Source organism: Pseudonocardia nigra, from assembly GCF_019396355.1.
Taxonomy (GTDB): Bacteria; Actinomycetota; Actinomycetes; order Mycobacteriales; family Pseudonocardiaceae; genus Pseudonocardia; species Pseudonocardia nigra.
The window spans coordinates 44190-60884 of the sequence record NZ_JAHKRK010000001.1; the positions used below are offsets into that span (position 1 = coordinate 44190).

Sequence of the window (16695 nt, forward strand, 5' to 3'; positions counted from 1 at the left end):
GCGGCTCGGTGGCCGGCTGCGCGACGGGGGCCGGGATCGCGGATCGACGCACGGTCAGTCCCCCTTCCGGGTCTCGCGACCGAGCGAATCCCGCAGCCCGTCGCCGATGAGGTTGAACGACAGGGTCGCGATCGCGATCGCGAGCCCCGGCCACACGACGAGCAGCGGGGTGCTCCGGATCTCCGTGAACCCGCGGCCGAGCAGGTTGCCCCAGCTCGGTGTGGGCGGCACCACGCCGAGGCCGAGCAGGCTCAGCGCCGCCTCGGCCAGCAGCGCCGCGGCGAGCATGAGCGAGACCTGCACGAGCAGCGGGGAGAGGATGTTGGGCAGGACGCGGCGGGCGATGATGCTGCGCACCGGCGTGCCGATGCTGACCGACGCCTCGATGTAGGTCTCGGCCCGCACCGCCAGCGTCGCGCTGCGCACCACGCGGAACAGCCGGGGCGAGTAGACGATGCCCAGGGCGATCATCGCGTTCGTGAGCCCTGGTCCGGTGGCGGCGATGATCGCGATCGCCAGGATGATCGCGGGGAAGGTCATGAGGACGTCGGCGGCGCGGCCCAGCAGCCAGTCCGACCAGCCGCCGAAGTAGCCGGCAAGCAGGCCGAACGGCACGCCGATGACCACGGCGATGCCGACCGCGATCGCGGCGGCGAACAACGAGACCCGACCGGCGTAGAGCAGGCGGCTCAGGGTGTCCCGGCCCAGTGCGTCGGTGCCGAGCCAGTGCTCGGGCGTCGAGCCGGACAGCCGGTTGATCACGTCGATCGCGTCGGGCTCGTACGGGGCGATCAGGGGTGCCGCCGCCGAGGCGATCACGACCACCGCGAGCACGACGAGCGCGGCGACCGCGAGCCGGTTGGCCCGGAACCGGCGCACGAACCGGCGCAGGCCCGGCGCGCCGACCGGTCGGGCGGCGGTGTCCGGGGCCGGCGCGCCCGGAGTGGTCGTGTCGGGCGGGGGCGGCGCCGCCCGTCCCGGCCGGGAGGTGTTGATGTTCGTCACGACTGCCGGATTCTCGGGTTGAAGTAGCCGTAGGAGACGTCGACGAGGATGTTGATGAAGAGCACCATCATCGCCGCCACGAGCACGACGCCCTGCACGATCGGGAAGTCCCGGCTGAACACGCCCTGGTAGGCGAGCTGCCCGATGCCCGGGAGGGCGAACAGCTGCTCGATCACGACGGTGCCGCCGATCAACCGGTTCGCCTCGATGCCGAACACCGTCACGACCGGCAGCGCGGCGTTCTTCAGCGCGTGCTTGCCGACCACCCGCACCGGGCTCAGGCCCTTCGCGGTGGCGGTGCGGACGTAGTCCTCGCTCATCACCGTCGAGACCGACGCCCTGGTCTGGCGCGCGATCACCGCGGCCGGGGCCAGTGCGAGCGCGGTCGCGGGCAGGATCAGGTGCTGGAACCACGCGACCGGGTCCGCGGTCAGCGGGACGTAGCCGACCGCGGGGAGCAGCGGGTTCTCCAGCGCGAACAGCAGGACCAGGATCATCCCGACCCAGAAGTACGGGACCGCGACCCCGACGCTCGCCCCCACCGTGGCGACGCGGTCGGTCCACGTGCCGGGGCGCAGGCCGGCGACCGAGCCGACGGCCACGCCGATCACGATCGCCAGGGCGAGGGCCAGGAACGCCAGCGACAGCGTCGCGGGCAGCCGGGCGATGATCGCCGTCCACACGGTCTGGCTGGTGAACAGCGACGTGCCCAGGTTGCCCTGCAGGGCGCCGCTGAGCCAGTGCCAGTACTGCACCAGGAACGGGTCGTTGAGGCCGAGCCGCTCCCGCACCGCCTCGATCTGGGCCGGGTCGGGGTTCTGGCCGGCCAGCGCCACCGCCGGGTCGCCCGGCACGAGCACGATGAGGCTGAAGACCAGGAAGCTGACGACCAGCAGCAGCGGGATGCTCACCAGCAGCCTGCGCACGAGTAGACCGAGCACGAGCTCCTCCAGGGGGTCGGCGCGTCAGCCGGGGTGCGGCGGCTGCCCGCCGCACCTCGGGCCGCTCACGGCTGGGGTTCGATGCCGACGCCGCGGAACTGACGCGCCGCGTCCGCGTAGATCTCCACCCCGCGCACGGTGTCGTTCATCGCGAACGGCGTGGTCAGGTGGCAGAGGGTGACGTTCGGGTAGGCCTCCTCGACCACGGCCTCGAACAGCTGGGCGTAGGCAGGCGCCCGCTCCTCGGCCGTCGCCCCCTCCATCGCCTCGAAGTGCAGCCGGGTGATCTCGTCGGTCGTGTAGCCGCCGGGGTTGTTGAACCCGTCCGCGAGGTAGTACGAGGCGGTGAGGATGCTCGGGTCGGACTCGGCCTTCTGCTCCGACAGCGTGGCGTCCGCCGACTTGTTCACCGAGAAGTCCTCGGCGAGCTTGGCGATCTCCACCGGCGTGATCGACATCTCGATCCCGACCTCGGCCAGGTTCTGCTGGATGACCTCGGCGATCTGCTGGTAGAGGTCGAGGTTGATGACCTCGAGGTCGAACGAGAAGCCGTCGGGCAACCCGGCCTGGGTGAGCAGCTGCCGGGCGCGTTCGGGGTCGTAGGCGTAGCGCTCCGGCCCGATGTCCTGGTTGGACGCGAAGTAGAACTGCGGGAACATCTGCACGCCCGGCTCGCAGAACCCGTTCGTCACCGCGGAGATGGCCTCCCGGTTGATGGCGTGGTTGAGTGCCTGGCGCACCTCCTTGCTCCCGAACTCCGACCGCGCGGTGTTGAGCGTGAGGTTGTAGCTCGACAGGCTCGGCGCCTCGCACACGACCAGGCCCGAGTCGATCGCCGGCTGGTACATGCTCGCCCGCAGGAACGTGACGTCGGCCGCGCCGGTCTGCACGGCGTTCAGACGCGCGTTGTCGTCGCCGGAGATGAGGAACACGAGCTTGGCGATGTTCAGCGCCTCCGGGTCCCAGTAGTTCTCGACCGCGGTGTACTCGACCCGGCTGCCCGGGACGTAGTTGGTCATCTCGAAGGCACCCGAGCCGCCGGTGGGCGCGATGTCCTCGCCCGGCTTGTCGAACGCGGCCGGGCTCATCATCATCCCGGCCGACCCGCCGAGGATGCCCACGAGCGCGCCCGCACCGCCGTCCGTGACCAGGCGGACGGTGTCGGCGTCCACCACCTCGACGGACGTGACGGCCTGCAGGGCGTTGGCGTTGTAGGACCAGGGCTGCTTCGAGCGCTCGATGTTGGCCTTGACCGACTCCGCGTCGAAGGGGGTGCCGTCGTGGTAGGTCCAGTCGCCCCGCAGGTCCAGCTCCAGGACCGTGCCGTTCTCGAGCAGCTGCCAGGACTCGGCCAGCATCGGCTGCGGCGTGCCCTCCTCGTCGACGTGCACGAGGCTGTCGTAGACCGGGTAGAGGTACATCTGGCTGTTGTTCGTGGTGATCTTGTCGGGGTCGAAGCTGGTGTTCCCGACGCTGTACATCCACGTGAAGGTGGCACTCTCGTCCACCCCGTCGGTCAGGGGCGGGCACGCGGAGGTCTGTGCCTCCCGTTCCACCCCCTGGCCTCCCGCACCGGCGCCCACGCCGCCGCCACCGCATGCGGTGACGGCCAGCAGGACCACGCCCGCGATCGACAGACCGGTGAGCTTCTTCATGCCGTTCCTCCTCGCCGTGCGCCGTTGCACCGGAGATGCGGTCAGGAGCTGTTGCGCCGCCGCTGGGACCACATCTGCGTGGCCCGCTCGAAGTGGAGTGCCGCCTCCCAGCCGATGCCGGGAGGGCCGAGCTCCGTCCGGAACGACCGGACGGCCTGGCGGGCGAGGTCGGGGTCCTTGGCGGGCTGGGCCGCCAGCTGGAACGCCAGCTCCTCGACGTCCTCGTCGGGCACGGCGCGCCACGCCAGGCCGATCTGCTCGGCGCGCGTGCCGTCGATCTCCTCGCTGAACAGGCCCATCGCGGCGGTGGCCTCACGCCCCGCCGAGCGCCCGGCGATCGTGAAGAACCCGCCGCCCGGGTGCAGGCCGATCCGCAGGAAGCCGGCCATGATCCGGGCGCCCGTCGCCACGATTCGCATGTCGGTGGCGAGCATGAGGTTGATGCCGGCGCCGACGGCCGCGCCGCGGACGGCCGCGATCGTGGGCACGGCCAGCGACCCGACGCGCATGAACGCCCCGTAGACCTCGCCCGCCTCCCGGTAGGTGGCGTCCTCCGCCTGGTCGGCGCCGGGCCGCCAGCGTCGCCGGTCCGCCCCGGAGCAGAACGTGCCGCCCGCGCCGCGCACCACGGCCGCGCCGAGCGACGGGTCGGCGTCGACCTCGTCGCACAGCGCGGCGAGCTGCCGGCCCATCTCGGGGGTGAGGCCGTTCTTGACCTCCACCGAGTCGACGGTGAGGACGGCGACACCGTCCCGCCGCTCCAGGTGAACCTGTCCCATCCGATCGGCCCTGCCTTCCTGTTCGCTACCGGGTTGCTGCTGCTCGCTGGTCAGGTGCGTCACTCGCCCACCGGAACCCCGCCCTCCGCCGTGCGGACGAGGACGTCGACCGCGGTGGCCCCCTCGCCGCGCAGCCCGACGACGAGCGGGTTGACCTCGAACTCGGCCAGCCGGGGCCCGGCGGCGACCGCCGCGTGCCCGACGCGCACCACGGCGTCGACGGCGGCGTGCACGTCCCGGGGCGGAGCGCCGCGGAACCCCGCCAGCAGCGGCCAGGCCCGGAGGCTGCGCAGCATCGCCCAGGCCTCCTCGGGCGGGACGGGCGCGAGGCCCGAGGCGACGTCGGAGTAGATCTCGGTGGTGATCCCCCCGAAGCCGACGGTGACGAGCGGGGGGAACCCGTCGCGGCCGCCGGTGGCCGCGACCACGAGCTCCAACCCGGCCGGGATCATCGCCTGGACCAGGACGCCGTCGACCGCCTCGACGTGGTGGGCCCGGGCCGCCGTGAGGAGCTCGTCGAAGACCTCGGCGGCGTCGGCTGCGTCGACGCCGAGCCGGACACCCCCGACATCGGACTTGTGGGCCAGTGCGCCGGCCTGCAACTTCATCGCGGCCGGACCACCCAGGCCCGCCACGGCGTCGGCGGCCTCCTGCCGGCTGCGCACCACGACCGACGCCGGCCGGTCGACCCCCATGGCGTCGAGCAGCGCGGGTTCGTCGGGCTGCCCGTCGCGCGCGCCCAGCAGCTCCCGGATCCGGTCGGGCGACGGTGCGGCGGGACGGGGCAGCGCGGCCGGCGGCGTGCCGGGTGCCCGCGGCGGGGCGACGAGCCCGGCGGCGCGCGCCAGGTCGCCGACGGACCGGAACACGGGGATCCCCGCGGCGCGGAAGACCGCGCGGCCCTCCGCTGTCTGCTCCTGCCCGGCGAGCCAGGCCACCATCAGCGGCTTCGCGAGCTTCGCCGACGCGCCCACCAGGTCCTCGGCGAGGGCCGCTCCGGCCTGGCCGACGACCATCGTGAGCACCACGGCGACCGCGTCGACACCGGGGTCGTCGGCCACGATCCGGCACACGTCGCCGAAGGCGTGCGCACCGCGGGTGAACAGCTGGGCGGTGACGTCGACGGGGTTGGCCAGCGCACCGAACGCGGGGATGAGCGGCCGGAGCCGGTCCTGCGTGGCCGCGCGCAGCTCGGGCAGGTCGAGGTCGGCGTCGGAGCACCGGTCGGCGGCGAGGCTGCCCGCGCCGCCCGACGTCGTCACGACCGCCACGCGCCGCCCCTCGGGCCGGGGCATCGAGGCGAGCGTGGCCGCGACGCCGAGCAGCTCGTCCACGTCGTCGACGAGGACCACGCCATGGCGGGCCGAGGCGAGGACGAACGCGGCGTCGTCGCCCAGCATGGACCCGGTGTGCGACGCCGCCGCCCGCCGTCCCGCGGTCGAGCGGCCGGACCGCAGCACCACCAGGTGCTTGCCCGCGTCCCGCGCCCGGCGGGCCACCCGCAGGTAGTCGGCCCCGTCGCCGACCGACTCGACGTAGAGCAGGAGCACCCGTACGTCGGGCTCGTCCAGCAGCGCGGACGCGACCTCGACGAGGTCGAGGTCGGCCTGGTTCCCGGTGCTGACCCAGGCGGTGAGGCCGAGCCCCATCTCCGAGGACAGGTCGAGGATCGAGCCGCCGACCGCACCGCTCTGCCCGACGTAGGCGACGCCGCCCGCGGGCACCAGCGGGCGGTCGGCCGCCGCGGTGAAGGTGGCCACCAGACCCGTCGGGGCGTGCAGGAGGCCTTGGCAGTTCGGCCCGAGCACACGCACACCCGCCTCGCGACCCGCCGCGACGAGGTCGGCCTGCAGGCGAGCGCCCGCCGTTCCGGTCTCGGCGAAGCCGGAGGCGAAGACGACGACCCCTGCGGCACCGACCGCGCCCGCCTCGTGGACCGCGGCCACGGCCTTGGCCGCGGGAACGAGGGCGAGGACGAGGTCGACCGGACCCGGCACCTCGCCGAGCGAGCCGTAGCAGGGCAGGCCCTCGAGCTCGTCGTACCCGGGGTTGACGGGGTAGATGCCCCCGCCGAACCCGTGCTCGCGCAGGTAGCGCAGCGGCCGGGCCATCGGGTTGCCCGGTCGCCCCGAGACCCCGACGAGGGCCACCCCGCGCGGCCGCAGCATGCGTTCGATCCCCGACCGCCCCGGGATCCGGACGGGCGAGCCCCGCAGGGCCTTCCGCTCGTCGGGCCCGCTCGACCTTCGGCTCGGTGTGGGGTGGCTCACGCCGCAGAGTGAAGTTGACACCGATGTCGAAGTCAATACTTGCTCGACGTCGATGTCGAATTGCTACGCTGCGGCCACCGGGGCACTACCGACCGACGGCGACGGCCGCGCCCGTGCCCCGCGGAACCGGACCGACGGCGTGCCGTGCCCGCATCCAGCGGGCGCAGGCGGTCGGCGCCGACGGACCGAGACGACGAATGGGACGAACGCAATGAGCACGACTGCGACCAACGTGAGTGGGACGGGCAGCCTCCGCCGGTCCGCGGTGGGGAACCAGCCGAACTCCGAACGGGGACGACGGACCCGTCGCCAGCTCCTGGTGGCCGCCCGGAAGGTCTTCGAACGCGACGGCTTCCTCGATGCTCGGGTCACCGACATCTCGGCCGCTGCCGGCGCCTCCCACGGCAGCTTCTACACCTACTTCGAGTCCAAGACCGACATCTTCCGGACCCTGTGCTCGGAGGAGATGGACATGCTCTACGCCAACACCGGAGGTGGTGAGCCGAGACGGGAGGAGCTCGACCCGATCGAGCGCATCGACCGCTCGAACGGCAGGTTCGTGGCGATCTACAAGGAGAACGCGGCGCTGCTCGGCCTGTTCGAGCAGGTCACGACATACGACGACGAGGTCCGCAAGCTACGGATGGCCGTGCGTGAGCGCGCTGTCGCCCGCGCGCAGCGCAGCATCGTGCAGATGCAGGAGGCCGGGCTGGTCGATCGCGACCTCGAACCGTTCCACACCGCGAGCGCACTCGTGACGATGGTCAACAGCACCGTGCACTTCTGGCTGGTGCTCGGCGAGAAGTTCGACGAGGACACGCTCGTGCGCACCCTCACCCAGTTGTGGGCGAGGGCGCTCGGGCTCCGTCAGGACGGTGCGGGGACGGGGTGACGGCCCGGCCGCCGCGGGTGGACCTACCCCTACCCCTGCCCGGCGATGTTCACCATCCAGTCGATGCCGAACCTGTCGGTGACCATCCCGAACGTGTCACCCCACGGGGCGGGCTCCAGCGGCATGGCGACCGTCCCGCCGTCCGACAGCTTCTCGAAGTAGCCCGAGAGCTCGGCGTGGTCATCGCCGCTCAGCGACATGCTGATCGCCGACCCCGGCGAGTACTCCATGCCCGCGGGCGTGTCGGCGGCCATGAACATGATCCCGTTGGGCGCCTCCAGCGAGGAGTGCATGATCTTGTCGTCCTCGGCGGGATCCTGCGAGGCCTGGAACTCCTTGAACGTGGTCTGGGTGAGTGTCCCGCCGAACACGGACTTGTAGAACTCCATCGCCTCCCGCGCGTTGTCGCGGAACGACAGGTAGGGGTTGAGCGTCGCCACGGTTCCTCCCGGTGATGGGCACGATCAGCAGGCGAGGCAGTCTGCTCCTCCCCGCGGGCCCGTGGAAGCCCTTCGGCCGTCAGTCCCCCGTCCGATCCGCCGGGTACACCAGCACGATGTCCTTCTCCGGCACGCCGAGCGCCGATGTCAGCACGCTCCGCATGATCGGCTTCGGCACGAGGCAGTCGGGGCACGCGTCCGGCCCGGCGGTGATGCGGGCCTCCACGCCGGTGCCCGTCTCGGTGACGGTGAGCCGGTAGTCGTCGGCGGCGAGCGTGCTGCGGAGGCCGTCGAGGGCGGAGTCGTCGATCGTCATGGGGTCTCCTTCGCGCGGATCCGCGGTGCCGGGAGGTCGAGCGGGAAGTGGCAGGCGGCGCTGTGCCCGGGAGCGCGCTCGGCGAGCACCGGTTCCTCGTCGGCACACCGCTGCTGCGCCCGTGGGCAGCGGGTGCGGAAGCCGCAGCCGCTCGGCGGGTCCAGCGGCGACGGTGGCTCCCCGCGCAGCGGCACCGGTCGCCGGGCCCGCCCGGTGGCCGGGTCGAGGCCCGGGATCGACTCGAGCAGCGCCGCGGTGTAGGGGTGCAGCGGCTGCCGGTACAGCGCGTCCGCCGGGCCGATCTCGGCCAGCTGGCCGAGGTGCATCACCGCGACCCGGTCGCTGACCTGCTTCACCAGCGCGAGGTCGTGGGCGATGAACAGGTACGACAGCCCGAGCTCCGTGCGCAGCTGCTCGAACAGGTTCAGCACCTGCGCCTGGATCAGCACGTCGAGTGAGGACACCGACTCGTCGCAGATGACGAGCGCGGGGTTCAGCGCGATCGCCCTGGCGATGGCGACGCGCTGGCACTGCCCGCCGGACAGCTCGTACGGGCGGCGCTTGGCGAACACCGACGGGTCGAGCCCGACGAGGTCGAGCAGCTCGGCCACCCGGCGTTCCCGCTGCGCCGCGCCCCGGACGCCGTAGCCGAGCAGCGGTTCCTCGACGAGCTCCGCGACGCGCCAGCGGGGGTTCAGGGAGCCGAACGGGTCCTGGTAGACCATCTGCATGTTGCGGCGGGCGTCGACGAGCGCCCGCCGGCGCAAGCGCATGAGGTCGGTCCCCTGGAACAGCACCTCGCCGGACTTCGGCCGCGGCGCCTGGATCAGCGAGCGGGCGAGGGTCGACTTGCCGGACCCCGTCTCGCCGACCACGCCGAGGGTCTCGCCCGCGTGCACGTCGAACGACACGTTCGACACCGCGTGCACCACGCCGCCCGTGAGGCCACCCGCGCCGCGCACCGGGAACTGCTGCACCACGTTCCGTGCGCGCAGCAGCGGGGTCGCCTGCTGTGCCTTCCGGTCGTCCACGCGCTCGTCGACCGCCGTCATCGCTCGTCCCCCTCGAATCCCGGCGTTCCGGCCGGGTGCCAGCACGCCCACCAGTGCCCCGGCTCCTGCTCGGCGAAGGGCGGGGCGACCGTGCACTCCTCGCCCGCCGATCCGCACCGCGGCCGGAACGCGCACCCGAGCGGGAGCGCCCGCAGGTCCGGCGGCTGGCCGGGGATCACCGGCAGCAGCGCGTGCGACTCGCGTTCCAGCAGCGGGATCGCGCCCAGCAGGGCGCGGGTGTAGGGCATCCGGACGTTCCCGAACAGCGTGTCCGCCGGCGCGTACTCCACGGCCCGCCCGGCGTACATGACCACGATGTCCTGCGCGTAGCTCGCGGCGAGCCCCAGGTCGTGGCTGATCATGACGACCGCCATGCCGAGCCGTTCCTGCAGCTCGACGAGCAGCTCCATGATCTGGGCCTGGGTGGTCACGTCCAGGGCGGTCGTGGCCTCGTCCGCGATGAGCAGCCGCGGCTCCCCCGCCAGCGCGACCGCGATCATCACGCGCTGCCGCATGCCGCCGGACAATTGGTGGGGGTACTCGAAGAACCGCTGCTCGGGCGCGGGCAGCTTCACCAGCTGCAGCAGCTCGATGGCCCGGGCCTTGGCCGCCGCCCGGTCCAGGTCGGCGTGCGCCCGGATCGCCTCGGTGATCTGCGTGCCGATCCGCATGGTCGGGTTGAGCGAGCGGGCCGGGTCCTGGAACACCATGGCGATGTCCGCCCCGCGGCGCTTGCGCATCTCCGATTCCGGCATGCCGACCAGCTCGGTGCCGTCGAAGCGGGCGGAGCCGCTCACCTGTGCGGTGCCGGGCAGCAGGCCCATCAGCGCCCGCGAGCTGACGCTCTTGCCCGACCCGGACTCGCCGATGATCGCGAGCATCCGCCCCGGGTCGAGCCGGTAGGACAGCCCGTTGACCGCATGGACCGGCCGGCCGGCGCGCGTGAAGCGGACCCGCAGCTCGGAGACCTCGAGAAGGGGGGTGGTCATCGACCGCTCCATCGCGCGCGCAGGGTCTCGCCGAGCAGGTTGAAGGCCAGCACGGTGACGAACAGGACGAGGCAGGGCCAGACGACGAGCATGGGCGTCGCGGACAGGCTCTGCTGGCCCTGGGCGATCATGTTGCCCCAGCTCGGCGCGGGCGGCGGGATGCCGAGCCCGAGGAAGCTGAGGGCGCCCTCGATCACCATCACGATCCCCATCCCCAGCATCCCGAACGTGATCAACTGAGGGGCGATGTTGGGTCCGACGTGCCGCAGCAGCACGCGCCACCCGGGCGTCCCGCACAGCTGCGCCGCGGCCATGAACGGCTGCTCGCGCAGCCGCAGCGTGGCGGCGCGGGAGATCCGGGCGAACGCCGGGATGCTGAAGAACGCCAGCGCGAGGATCGTGTTGGTCTGGCTCGCGCCGAGGCTCTGCGCCACCGCCAGGGTGAGCACCAGCGACGGGAACGCGATGAGGACGTCGAGCACCCGCATGATCACGGTGTCGACGGCCCCGCCGAGGTAGCCCGACAGCGCGCCGAGCGTCCCGCCGGCCACGAGCCCGAGCAGGTTCACCGCCACGGCCACCACCAGCGACGACCGGCCGCCGTGCAGGATCCGGGACAGGATGTCGTTGCCGTTGGGGTCGGTGCCCAGCAGGTGACCGGGCGAGAACGCGGGCAGGTAGCTCTCGAGGACGCTGCCCCCGACCGGCGGCGGGATGGGCAGCACCAGCGGGCCGAGGAAGCAGGCCGCGGCGATGAGCCCGAGCAAAGCGGCCGGGACGACGATCTCCAGGCGGCGCGCCCACGGCCGGCTGCCCGTCGGGCCGATCTCCTCGTGCTCGACGACGGCGGGGGCGGCGTCATCTGTCCTTCCACGGCAGGCGGGCCACTATCCTGTGCCCGTACGACGCCACCCGACTCGACCCGGCGGTCCTCGCCGACGCCGAGCAGACCCATCCGGTCCTGATCGAGCGCGGGGCCCGGCGCACCAGCAGCGGATACGCGCCCGCGCGCGCCGTCGCCCGGGTGGGCGGGCCGCTCCCCCGGCCGCAGGTGCCGGCGTTCGCCTTCGACGCCGAGCGGCTCGGCGCGGCCCGCCGCTTCGCCGCCGACAGGGCCCGGGCCGCCGGACTGTCGCAGGACCGTGTGGACGACTTTGTGCTCGCGATCGGCGAGCTCGCCGCCAACAGCATCCGCCACGGCGGTGGCCGCGGCACCCTCCGCGTCTGGGTCGAGGAAGGCATGCTCACCGGGGAGGTCCACGACGCCGGGCGGCTCACCGACCCGCTGGCGGGGCGCCGTCCGGTGGCGGCGACGGCGCTCGGCGGCCGCGGCCTGCTCGTGGTCCACCACGTCGCCGACCTCGTCCGCAGCACCACCGGCGACGACGGCACCGCCACCCGGGTGCACCTGCGGGTATGACCTCGCCGGAGCAACGACGCCGGATCAGCGGGCCATCAGGTCGCCCAGCGCCTTGGCGATCGGGAGCACTGGCCTGCGCGCACCCGATGATCGCCGCGAGGTGACGGTTGCTGCTGCCCCGACTGCGGAAACTGCACCCCGAGGGGAGTGACGGGGAAGGCCTCGAGAGGGCAGCAATCGTCGTTGCGAGTGCGATGACAGCACTCTCGCCGCGATCACCACGACCGCCGGACCCGAAGATCGTCGCGAGATGTTCGTCTTTGCCCTCCCCACCGCAACAACCACCCGCTCGCGGTGATCATGGAACGGTCGGAGGTGGAGATCGTCGCGAGATGGCCGTCATCGCTGATCCCACTGCGAGAACTGCACCCTCGCGGCGATGCCGGGCTGCCAGGACCCCCACCACCCCGAAATAACCCTCATCGCTGTCCCGACCGCGGAAACCGCACTCTCGCGGCGATCATCACGACGACCGGGGACGGCGATCGTCGCGAGATGGTCGTCAATGCGGCCCCGACCGCCGAAATTGCACTCTCACGGCGATCGCGGGCTCCCACCGTTCCGACCTCGGCGACTGTTGCCGTTCCCACCGCAGCAGCCGACAGCTCGGAGTGATCACTGGGCCGGCCGTGAGGTCCGTGTTCCCCGCCGCGACCCCATCCCCCGCGATATCGCGAGGGCGGCGGCCCGGACGACCTGTTCGTACGCCTGCGGCTTCGCGGAGCCGGCGGGCACCACGATGGAGACCGCCGCGACGATCCGTTCGGCGTGGTCGCGGACGGGTGCGGCGACCGAGGAGACGGGCGCGGGGCGCTTTCGGTCGAACACCGCCACCCCGAGCCGCTGGACGTCCGCGAGCCGCCTGCGCAGCTCGGCCACGGCCGCGGGCGACTCGAGCAACGCGAACTGCTCGTCGCGGAAGGCGGGGTCAGCGTCGGCGAGGAGCACGAGCCCGACGCCGGTGTCGTGCAGGGGCATCCTGCCGCCGACGCGGTAGGCGACCTCCACGGCGGCCCGAGCCGACAGCCGTTCGACGAGCAGCGCCTCGGCGCCGTCGCGCACCGCGAGCAGCACGTGCTGCCGGGTGACCTCGTGCAGGTCCTCCAGGTAGGGCAGGGCCACCTCCCGCAGGCCATGGCTGCGCGGGGCGAGCGAGGCGATCTCGAACAGGCGCAGGCCGACGACGAAGCGGCCCTGCTCGTCGCGTTCCAGCGCACCCCACTCCCGCAGCCGCGCCGCCAGCCGGGAGGTGGTGCTGCGGGGCATCCCCGCGCGGCGGCTCAGCTCGGCCAGGCCCAGCGCCCGGTGGTCGGCGCTGAACGCGGCGAGCAGCGTCAGCGCCCGGTCCACCACCGGGTCGCCGCTCTTCGGACGCTTCCCCCGCCGGGGAGCCGCCGCACCGGGATCCACGACTCCGAGTCTGACAGGCCCAACCAATGGAACGCCCGCAGACGCCGGGCGCCGCGGTTCCGATGCTGCGTTCACCCGTCCCGCCGGCTTCGCACGCTTCGCCGGCTGCCATCCCCCTGCGTCCACCCCGGACCACCGCCGATCCGACCGGAGGAACCGAAAGACATGACACCGGAACCCGAGCTCGACCGGCTGCTCGCCGACGTCCTCAGACAGGTGAAGGCCGAGGACCCGCGGCTGGCAGAGATCGTCCGCTCGGCCGTGACCCACCTGCACGCGTTCGTCCGCGAGGTCCGCCCCACCGAGGAGGAGTGGCTGCGCGGGATCGACTTCCTCGTCCGCACGGGACAGGCCTGCACGCCGACGCGTAACGAGTTCATCCTGCTGTCGGACATGCTCGGCCTGACCTCCGCGGTCGACGAGGTCAACCACGCCGGTCCCCCGGAGGCCACGCCGTCGTCGGTGGAGGGGCCGTTCCACTCCCCCGCCCCGGCACGCCCGCTCGGTGCGTCGATCGCCGAGGGCCCCGAGCGCGACCGCGCCGAGCCGATGGTCGTGCACGGCCGCGTCACCGACTGCGCCGGCACGCCGATCGCCGGCGCCACCGTCGACGTCTGGCAGGCCGACGACGCCGGGCACTACGACACGCAGGACGTCGCACAGCCCGACGGCAACCTGCGCGCGCTGCTCACCACCGACGACGAGGGCCGGTACTGGTTCCGCAGCGTCCTGCCCAGCAGCTACCCCGTGCCGACGGACGGCCCGGTCGGCGGCCTGCTCACCGCGCTGGGCCGTCACCCGATGCGCCCGGCGCACATCCACCTGCGCGTGGAGGCCGCGGGACACCGGCCGGTCACCACCCACGTGTTCGTCGCGGGCGACCCCTACCTCGACTCGGACGCCGCGTTCGCCGTGAAGGACGCGCTCGTGGTCGCCCCCGAGCGCCGCGACGACCCGGGCGAGGCCGCGCGGTGGGCGGTCGACGGACCGTTCCTGGACTTCGCGTTCGACATCCGGCTGGTGGCCCAGCCGGCGCAGGCCGAGCTCGCTGCCGTGACCCTCGGTGGGGTGGCCCGGTGAGGCTCGTCGGCCTGCGCGACGGGCGGGACACGCTCGTCGCGGTCGTCGTCGGCGACCGGCTGACGCCGCTGGCGGAGGTGCGGGAGTTCTACGCGGACCTGCCGAAGTGGACGGCCGCGGCGGCCGCCGTGGCGACGGGCGAGCGCCCGCTGGCCGGTGCGCCACTCGCCCCGCCGGTGCCGCCGTCGGCGCGCGTGCTGTGCCTCGGCCTGAACTACCGGGCCCACGCGAACGAGGGCGTCTACGGCGTTCCGGACCACCCGACGATCTTCGGCCGGTGGACGCCGTCGCTGTCGGTCGGCGGGGTGCCCGTGCCGGTGCCTGCCAACGAGCCCGGCCTGGACTGGGAGGGCGAGGTGGCCGCCGTCGTCGGCGCCCGCCTCAGCGACGTCGACGCCGCAACCGCCGAGTCGGCCGTCCTCGGTTACGCGGTGTTCAACGACCTCACCGCCCGCACCGCCCAGAAGCTCACCGCGCAGTGGACGCTGGGCAAGAACGCCGACCGCAGCGGCCCGATGGGCCCGCTCGTCACCGCCGACGAGGTGGGCCCGCTCTCGGCCGGGCTGCGCCTGACCACCCGCGTCAACGGCGAGCTCGTGCAGGACGGCAGCACCCGCGACATGATCTTCGGGGTCGGCGACGTGCTGTCGCTCGTCAGCCGCACGCTGACGCTCGAGCCGGGGGACGTCCTCGTCACCGGCACCCCGGAGGGCGTCGGGTACGTGCGCACGCCGCCGTGGCTGTTGCAGCCCGGCGACGTCGTGGAGGTCGAGGTCGAGCGCCTCGGCGTGCTGCGGACCCCGATCTGCGGGGCGGGCGAGCGATGACGGAGCAGTACCCGGTGCTGATCGCCGGCGGCGGGCCGAGCGGCCTCGCGGTCGCGATCGAGCTGGGCCGGGCCGGGATCCGGTGCGCCGTCGTCGAGCCGCGCGAGACCGTCGGTACCGACCGGCCGCGAGCCAAGACCACCAGCGCCCGCACGATGGAGCTGCTGCGCCGGTGGGGCCTGGCCGACCGGGTGCGCGCAGCGGCGCCGCTGCCGGTGGCGCACGCCCAGGACGTCGTGTTCTGCACGCGCCTGACCGGGCACGAGATCACCCGCTTCCCGAACGCGTTCGCGCTGCACGCGCAGCGCCGCGACGAGTTCGCCGAGTGCGGCCAGCAGATTCCGCAGCCCGCCGTCGAGGCGGTGCTGCGCGAGGCCGTGGCCGAGCTCCCGGCCGTCGAGTTCCTCGCCGGACACCGCCTCGTCGGCGTCGAGGACGCGCCGGACGGCGTCCGCGCCAGGGTCGCCGGGCCGGACGGCGCGCTCCGCACGGTCGAGGCCGGCTACCTCGTGGGCTGCGACGGCGCGAACGGCGTGAGCCGCGACGCCATCGGCGCGCGCTACTCGGGCGCGAGTGGCGAGCTGCCCAACGTCAACATCACCTTCCGCGCACCCGCCCTGACCGAGGACGTGCTCTGCGCTCGAGCCGTGCACTACTGGGTGCTCGGCGCGGAGGTGGGCGGGATCGTCGGCCGGATGGACCTCGACGGCACATGGTGGGCCATCGCCCAGGGTGTCGACGCCGCCGCGACCGACGTCGACCCGGTGGCGCTCGTGCAGCAGATGACCGGCACGACCGGACGGATCGAGGTGCTCGCCACCGACCCGTGGACGGCACGGATGCTGCTCGTCGACCGCTACCGCGGCGACCGCGTGTTCCTCGTCGGCGACGCCGCGCACCTCAACCCGCCCTGGGGTGGGCACGGGTACAACACCTGCGTCGGCGACGCGGTGAACCTCGCGTGGAAGCTCGTCGCGGTGCTGCAGGGCTGGGCCGGGCCCGCGCTGCTGGACAGCTACGAGCCCGAACGGCGCCCGGTCGCGCAGCAGACCATCGCCGACGCCGGGGCCCAGGAGTCGCGGCTGGCGCGCGCGTTCGCCCACCCGGACCTCGACGCCGACACCCCCGCGGGCGCCGCACGCCGCGCCGCCGCCGCCGAGGCGCTGCGCGTCAAGCGCGCCGAGTTCCACAGCCTCGGGCTCGTGCTCGGCTACCACTATGCGGGCTCCCCCGTCGTGGTCGACGACCGCTCACCCGTGCCGCAGCACGATCCGCTGACCTACCACGGCTCGGCCCGGCCGGGCGCCCGGCTGCCGCACCGCTGGCTGCCCGACGGGTCGTCGCTCTACGACCACCTCGCCCCCACCGGCTTCACGCTGCTGCGCGGCGACGCCCGGCTCGACGTCGCCGCGTTCCGGGACGCCGCCGCCCGCCACGGCGCTCCGCTCACCGTGCTGGACCTGCCCGGTCTCCCCGACACGCACGGCGCCCCACTGCTGCTCGTGCGCCCCGACCAGCACGTCGCCTGGCGCGGCGCCGACGCCACCGACGCCGTGGCCGTGCTCGACGCCGCCCGCGGCGCGGCCCGGGCGCCGGCCGCGCTCTCCCACTGACCGCCC

Annotated in this window: 16 protein-coding genes; 5 read left to right on the plus strand and 11 right to left on the minus strand. The window is 73.4% G+C overall.

From position 1 onward, the window contains the following. Window positions 1–54: 54 nt before the first annotated feature. The 5 genes from KME75_RS00210 to KME75_RS00230 all read right to left on the minus strand — a co-directional run bounded on the left by KME75_RS00210 (window position 55) and on the right by KME75_RS00230 (window position 6548). Complete coding sequence (locus KME75_RS00210) at window positions 55–1005, minus strand: ABC transporter permease (RefSeq protein WP_308282463.1); 951 nt, start codon at window positions 1003–1005, stop codon at window positions 55–57. Then, window positions 1002–1946 (minus strand): ABC transporter permease, encoded by a 945-nt coding sequence (locus tag KME75_RS00215; protein ID WP_219412403.1) that lies wholly within the window; start codon window positions 1944–1946, stop codon window positions 1002–1004. Before KME75_RS00215 ends, KME75_RS00210 begins: the two co-directional genes overlap by 4 nt. 65 nt (window positions 1947–2011) lie before the next feature. Then, window positions 2012–3601, minus strand: coding sequence for an ABC transporter substrate-binding protein (locus KME75_RS00220; protein WP_219412404.1), 1590 nt, complete (start codon window positions 3599–3601; stop codon window positions 2012–2014). A 41-nt stretch (window positions 3602–3642) separates the two neighbouring features. After that, window positions 3643–4380 (minus strand): enoyl-CoA hydratase/isomerase family protein, encoded by a 738-nt coding sequence (locus KME75_RS00225; protein WP_219412405.1) that lies wholly within the window; start codon window positions 4378–4380, stop codon window positions 3643–3645. 59 nt (window positions 4381–4439) lie between these two features. Next, window positions 4440–6548, minus strand: a complete 2109-nt coding sequence (locus tag KME75_RS00230; RefSeq protein WP_219412406.1) for an acetate--CoA ligase family protein — start codon at window positions 6546–6548, stop codon at window positions 4440–4442. 421 nt (window positions 6549–6969) lie between these two features. Here KME75_RS00230 and KME75_RS00235 point away from each other — a divergent pair, with 421 nt between their 5' ends. Further along, the gene (locus tag KME75_RS00235) at window positions 6970–7542 is read left to right on the plus strand and encodes a TetR/AcrR family transcriptional regulator (RefSeq protein ID WP_219412408.1); all 573 of its coding nucleotides are present in this window, start codon (window positions 6970–6972) and stop codon (window positions 7540–7542) included. A gap of 29 nt (window positions 7543–7571) precedes the next feature. On the opposite strand, the gene KME75_RS00240 is transcribed toward KME75_RS00235, so the two are convergent. From KME75_RS00240 to KME75_RS00260, 5 genes are all read right to left on the minus strand, one after another. After that, window positions 7572–7982: a VOC family protein gene (locus tag KME75_RS00240; protein WP_308282464.1), complete on the minus strand. Its 411-nt coding sequence runs from the start codon at window positions 7980–7982 to the stop codon at window positions 7572–7574. A gap of 79 nt (window positions 7983–8061) precedes the next feature. Continuing rightward, the gene (locus KME75_RS00245) at window positions 8062–8298 is read right to left on the minus strand and encodes a hypothetical protein (protein ID WP_219412409.1); all 237 of its coding nucleotides are present in this window, start codon (window positions 8296–8298) and stop codon (window positions 8062–8064) included. Next, window positions 8295–9350, minus strand: coding sequence for an ABC transporter ATP-binding protein (locus KME75_RS00250; protein ID WP_219412410.1), 1056 nt, complete (start codon window positions 9348–9350; stop codon window positions 8295–8297). The genes KME75_RS00245 and KME75_RS00250 overlap by 4 nt, the downstream gene beginning before the upstream one ends. Then, the gene (locus KME75_RS00255) at window positions 9347–10339 is read right to left on the minus strand and encodes an ABC transporter ATP-binding protein (RefSeq protein ID WP_246631185.1); all 993 of its coding nucleotides are present in this window, start codon (window positions 10337–10339) and stop codon (window positions 9347–9349) included. Before KME75_RS00255 ends, KME75_RS00250 begins: the two co-directional genes overlap by 4 nt. After that, entirely contained in the window at window positions 10336–11106 is a 771-nt protein-coding gene (locus KME75_RS00260; RefSeq protein ID WP_246631186.1) for an ABC transporter permease, read from the minus strand. Before KME75_RS00260 ends, KME75_RS00255 begins: the two co-directional genes overlap by 4 nt. A gap of 95 nt (window positions 11107–11201) precedes the next feature. Between KME75_RS00260 and KME75_RS00265 the strand changes: the two genes are divergently transcribed. Continuing rightward, window positions 11202–11759: an anti-sigma factor RsbA family regulatory protein gene (locus tag KME75_RS00265; protein WP_281424357.1), complete on the plus strand. Its 558-nt coding sequence runs from the start codon at window positions 11202–11204 to the stop codon at window positions 11757–11759. A 615-nt stretch (window positions 11760–12374) separates the two neighbouring features. Here KME75_RS00265 and KME75_RS00270 read toward each other — a convergent pair. After that, window positions 12375–13169, minus strand: coding sequence for an IclR family transcriptional regulator (locus KME75_RS00270; RefSeq protein WP_308282465.1), 795 nt, complete (start codon window positions 13167–13169; stop codon window positions 12375–12377). A gap of 165 nt (window positions 13170–13334) precedes the next feature. On the opposite strand from KME75_RS00270, the gene KME75_RS00275 reads away from it, so the two are divergent. From KME75_RS00275 to KME75_RS00285, 3 genes are read left to right on the plus strand one after another with little or no spacing between them, the layout of a single operon-like run. Continuing rightward, complete coding sequence (locus tag KME75_RS00275) at window positions 13335–14249, plus strand: dioxygenase family protein (protein WP_219412415.1); 915 nt, start codon at window positions 13335–13337, stop codon at window positions 14247–14249. Further along, complete coding sequence (locus tag KME75_RS00280) at window positions 14246–15076, plus strand: fumarylacetoacetate hydrolase family protein (protein ID WP_219412416.1); 831 nt, start codon at window positions 14246–14248, stop codon at window positions 15074–15076. The genes KME75_RS00275 and KME75_RS00280 overlap by 4 nt, the downstream gene beginning before the upstream one ends. Next, a complete protein-coding gene (locus KME75_RS00285) occupies window positions 15073–16689 on the plus strand; it encodes an FAD-dependent monooxygenase (RefSeq protein ID WP_219412417.1) in 1617 nt (538 codons plus the stop codon). Before KME75_RS00280 ends, KME75_RS00285 begins: the two co-directional genes overlap by 4 nt. Window positions 16690–16695: the final 6 nt, after the last annotated feature.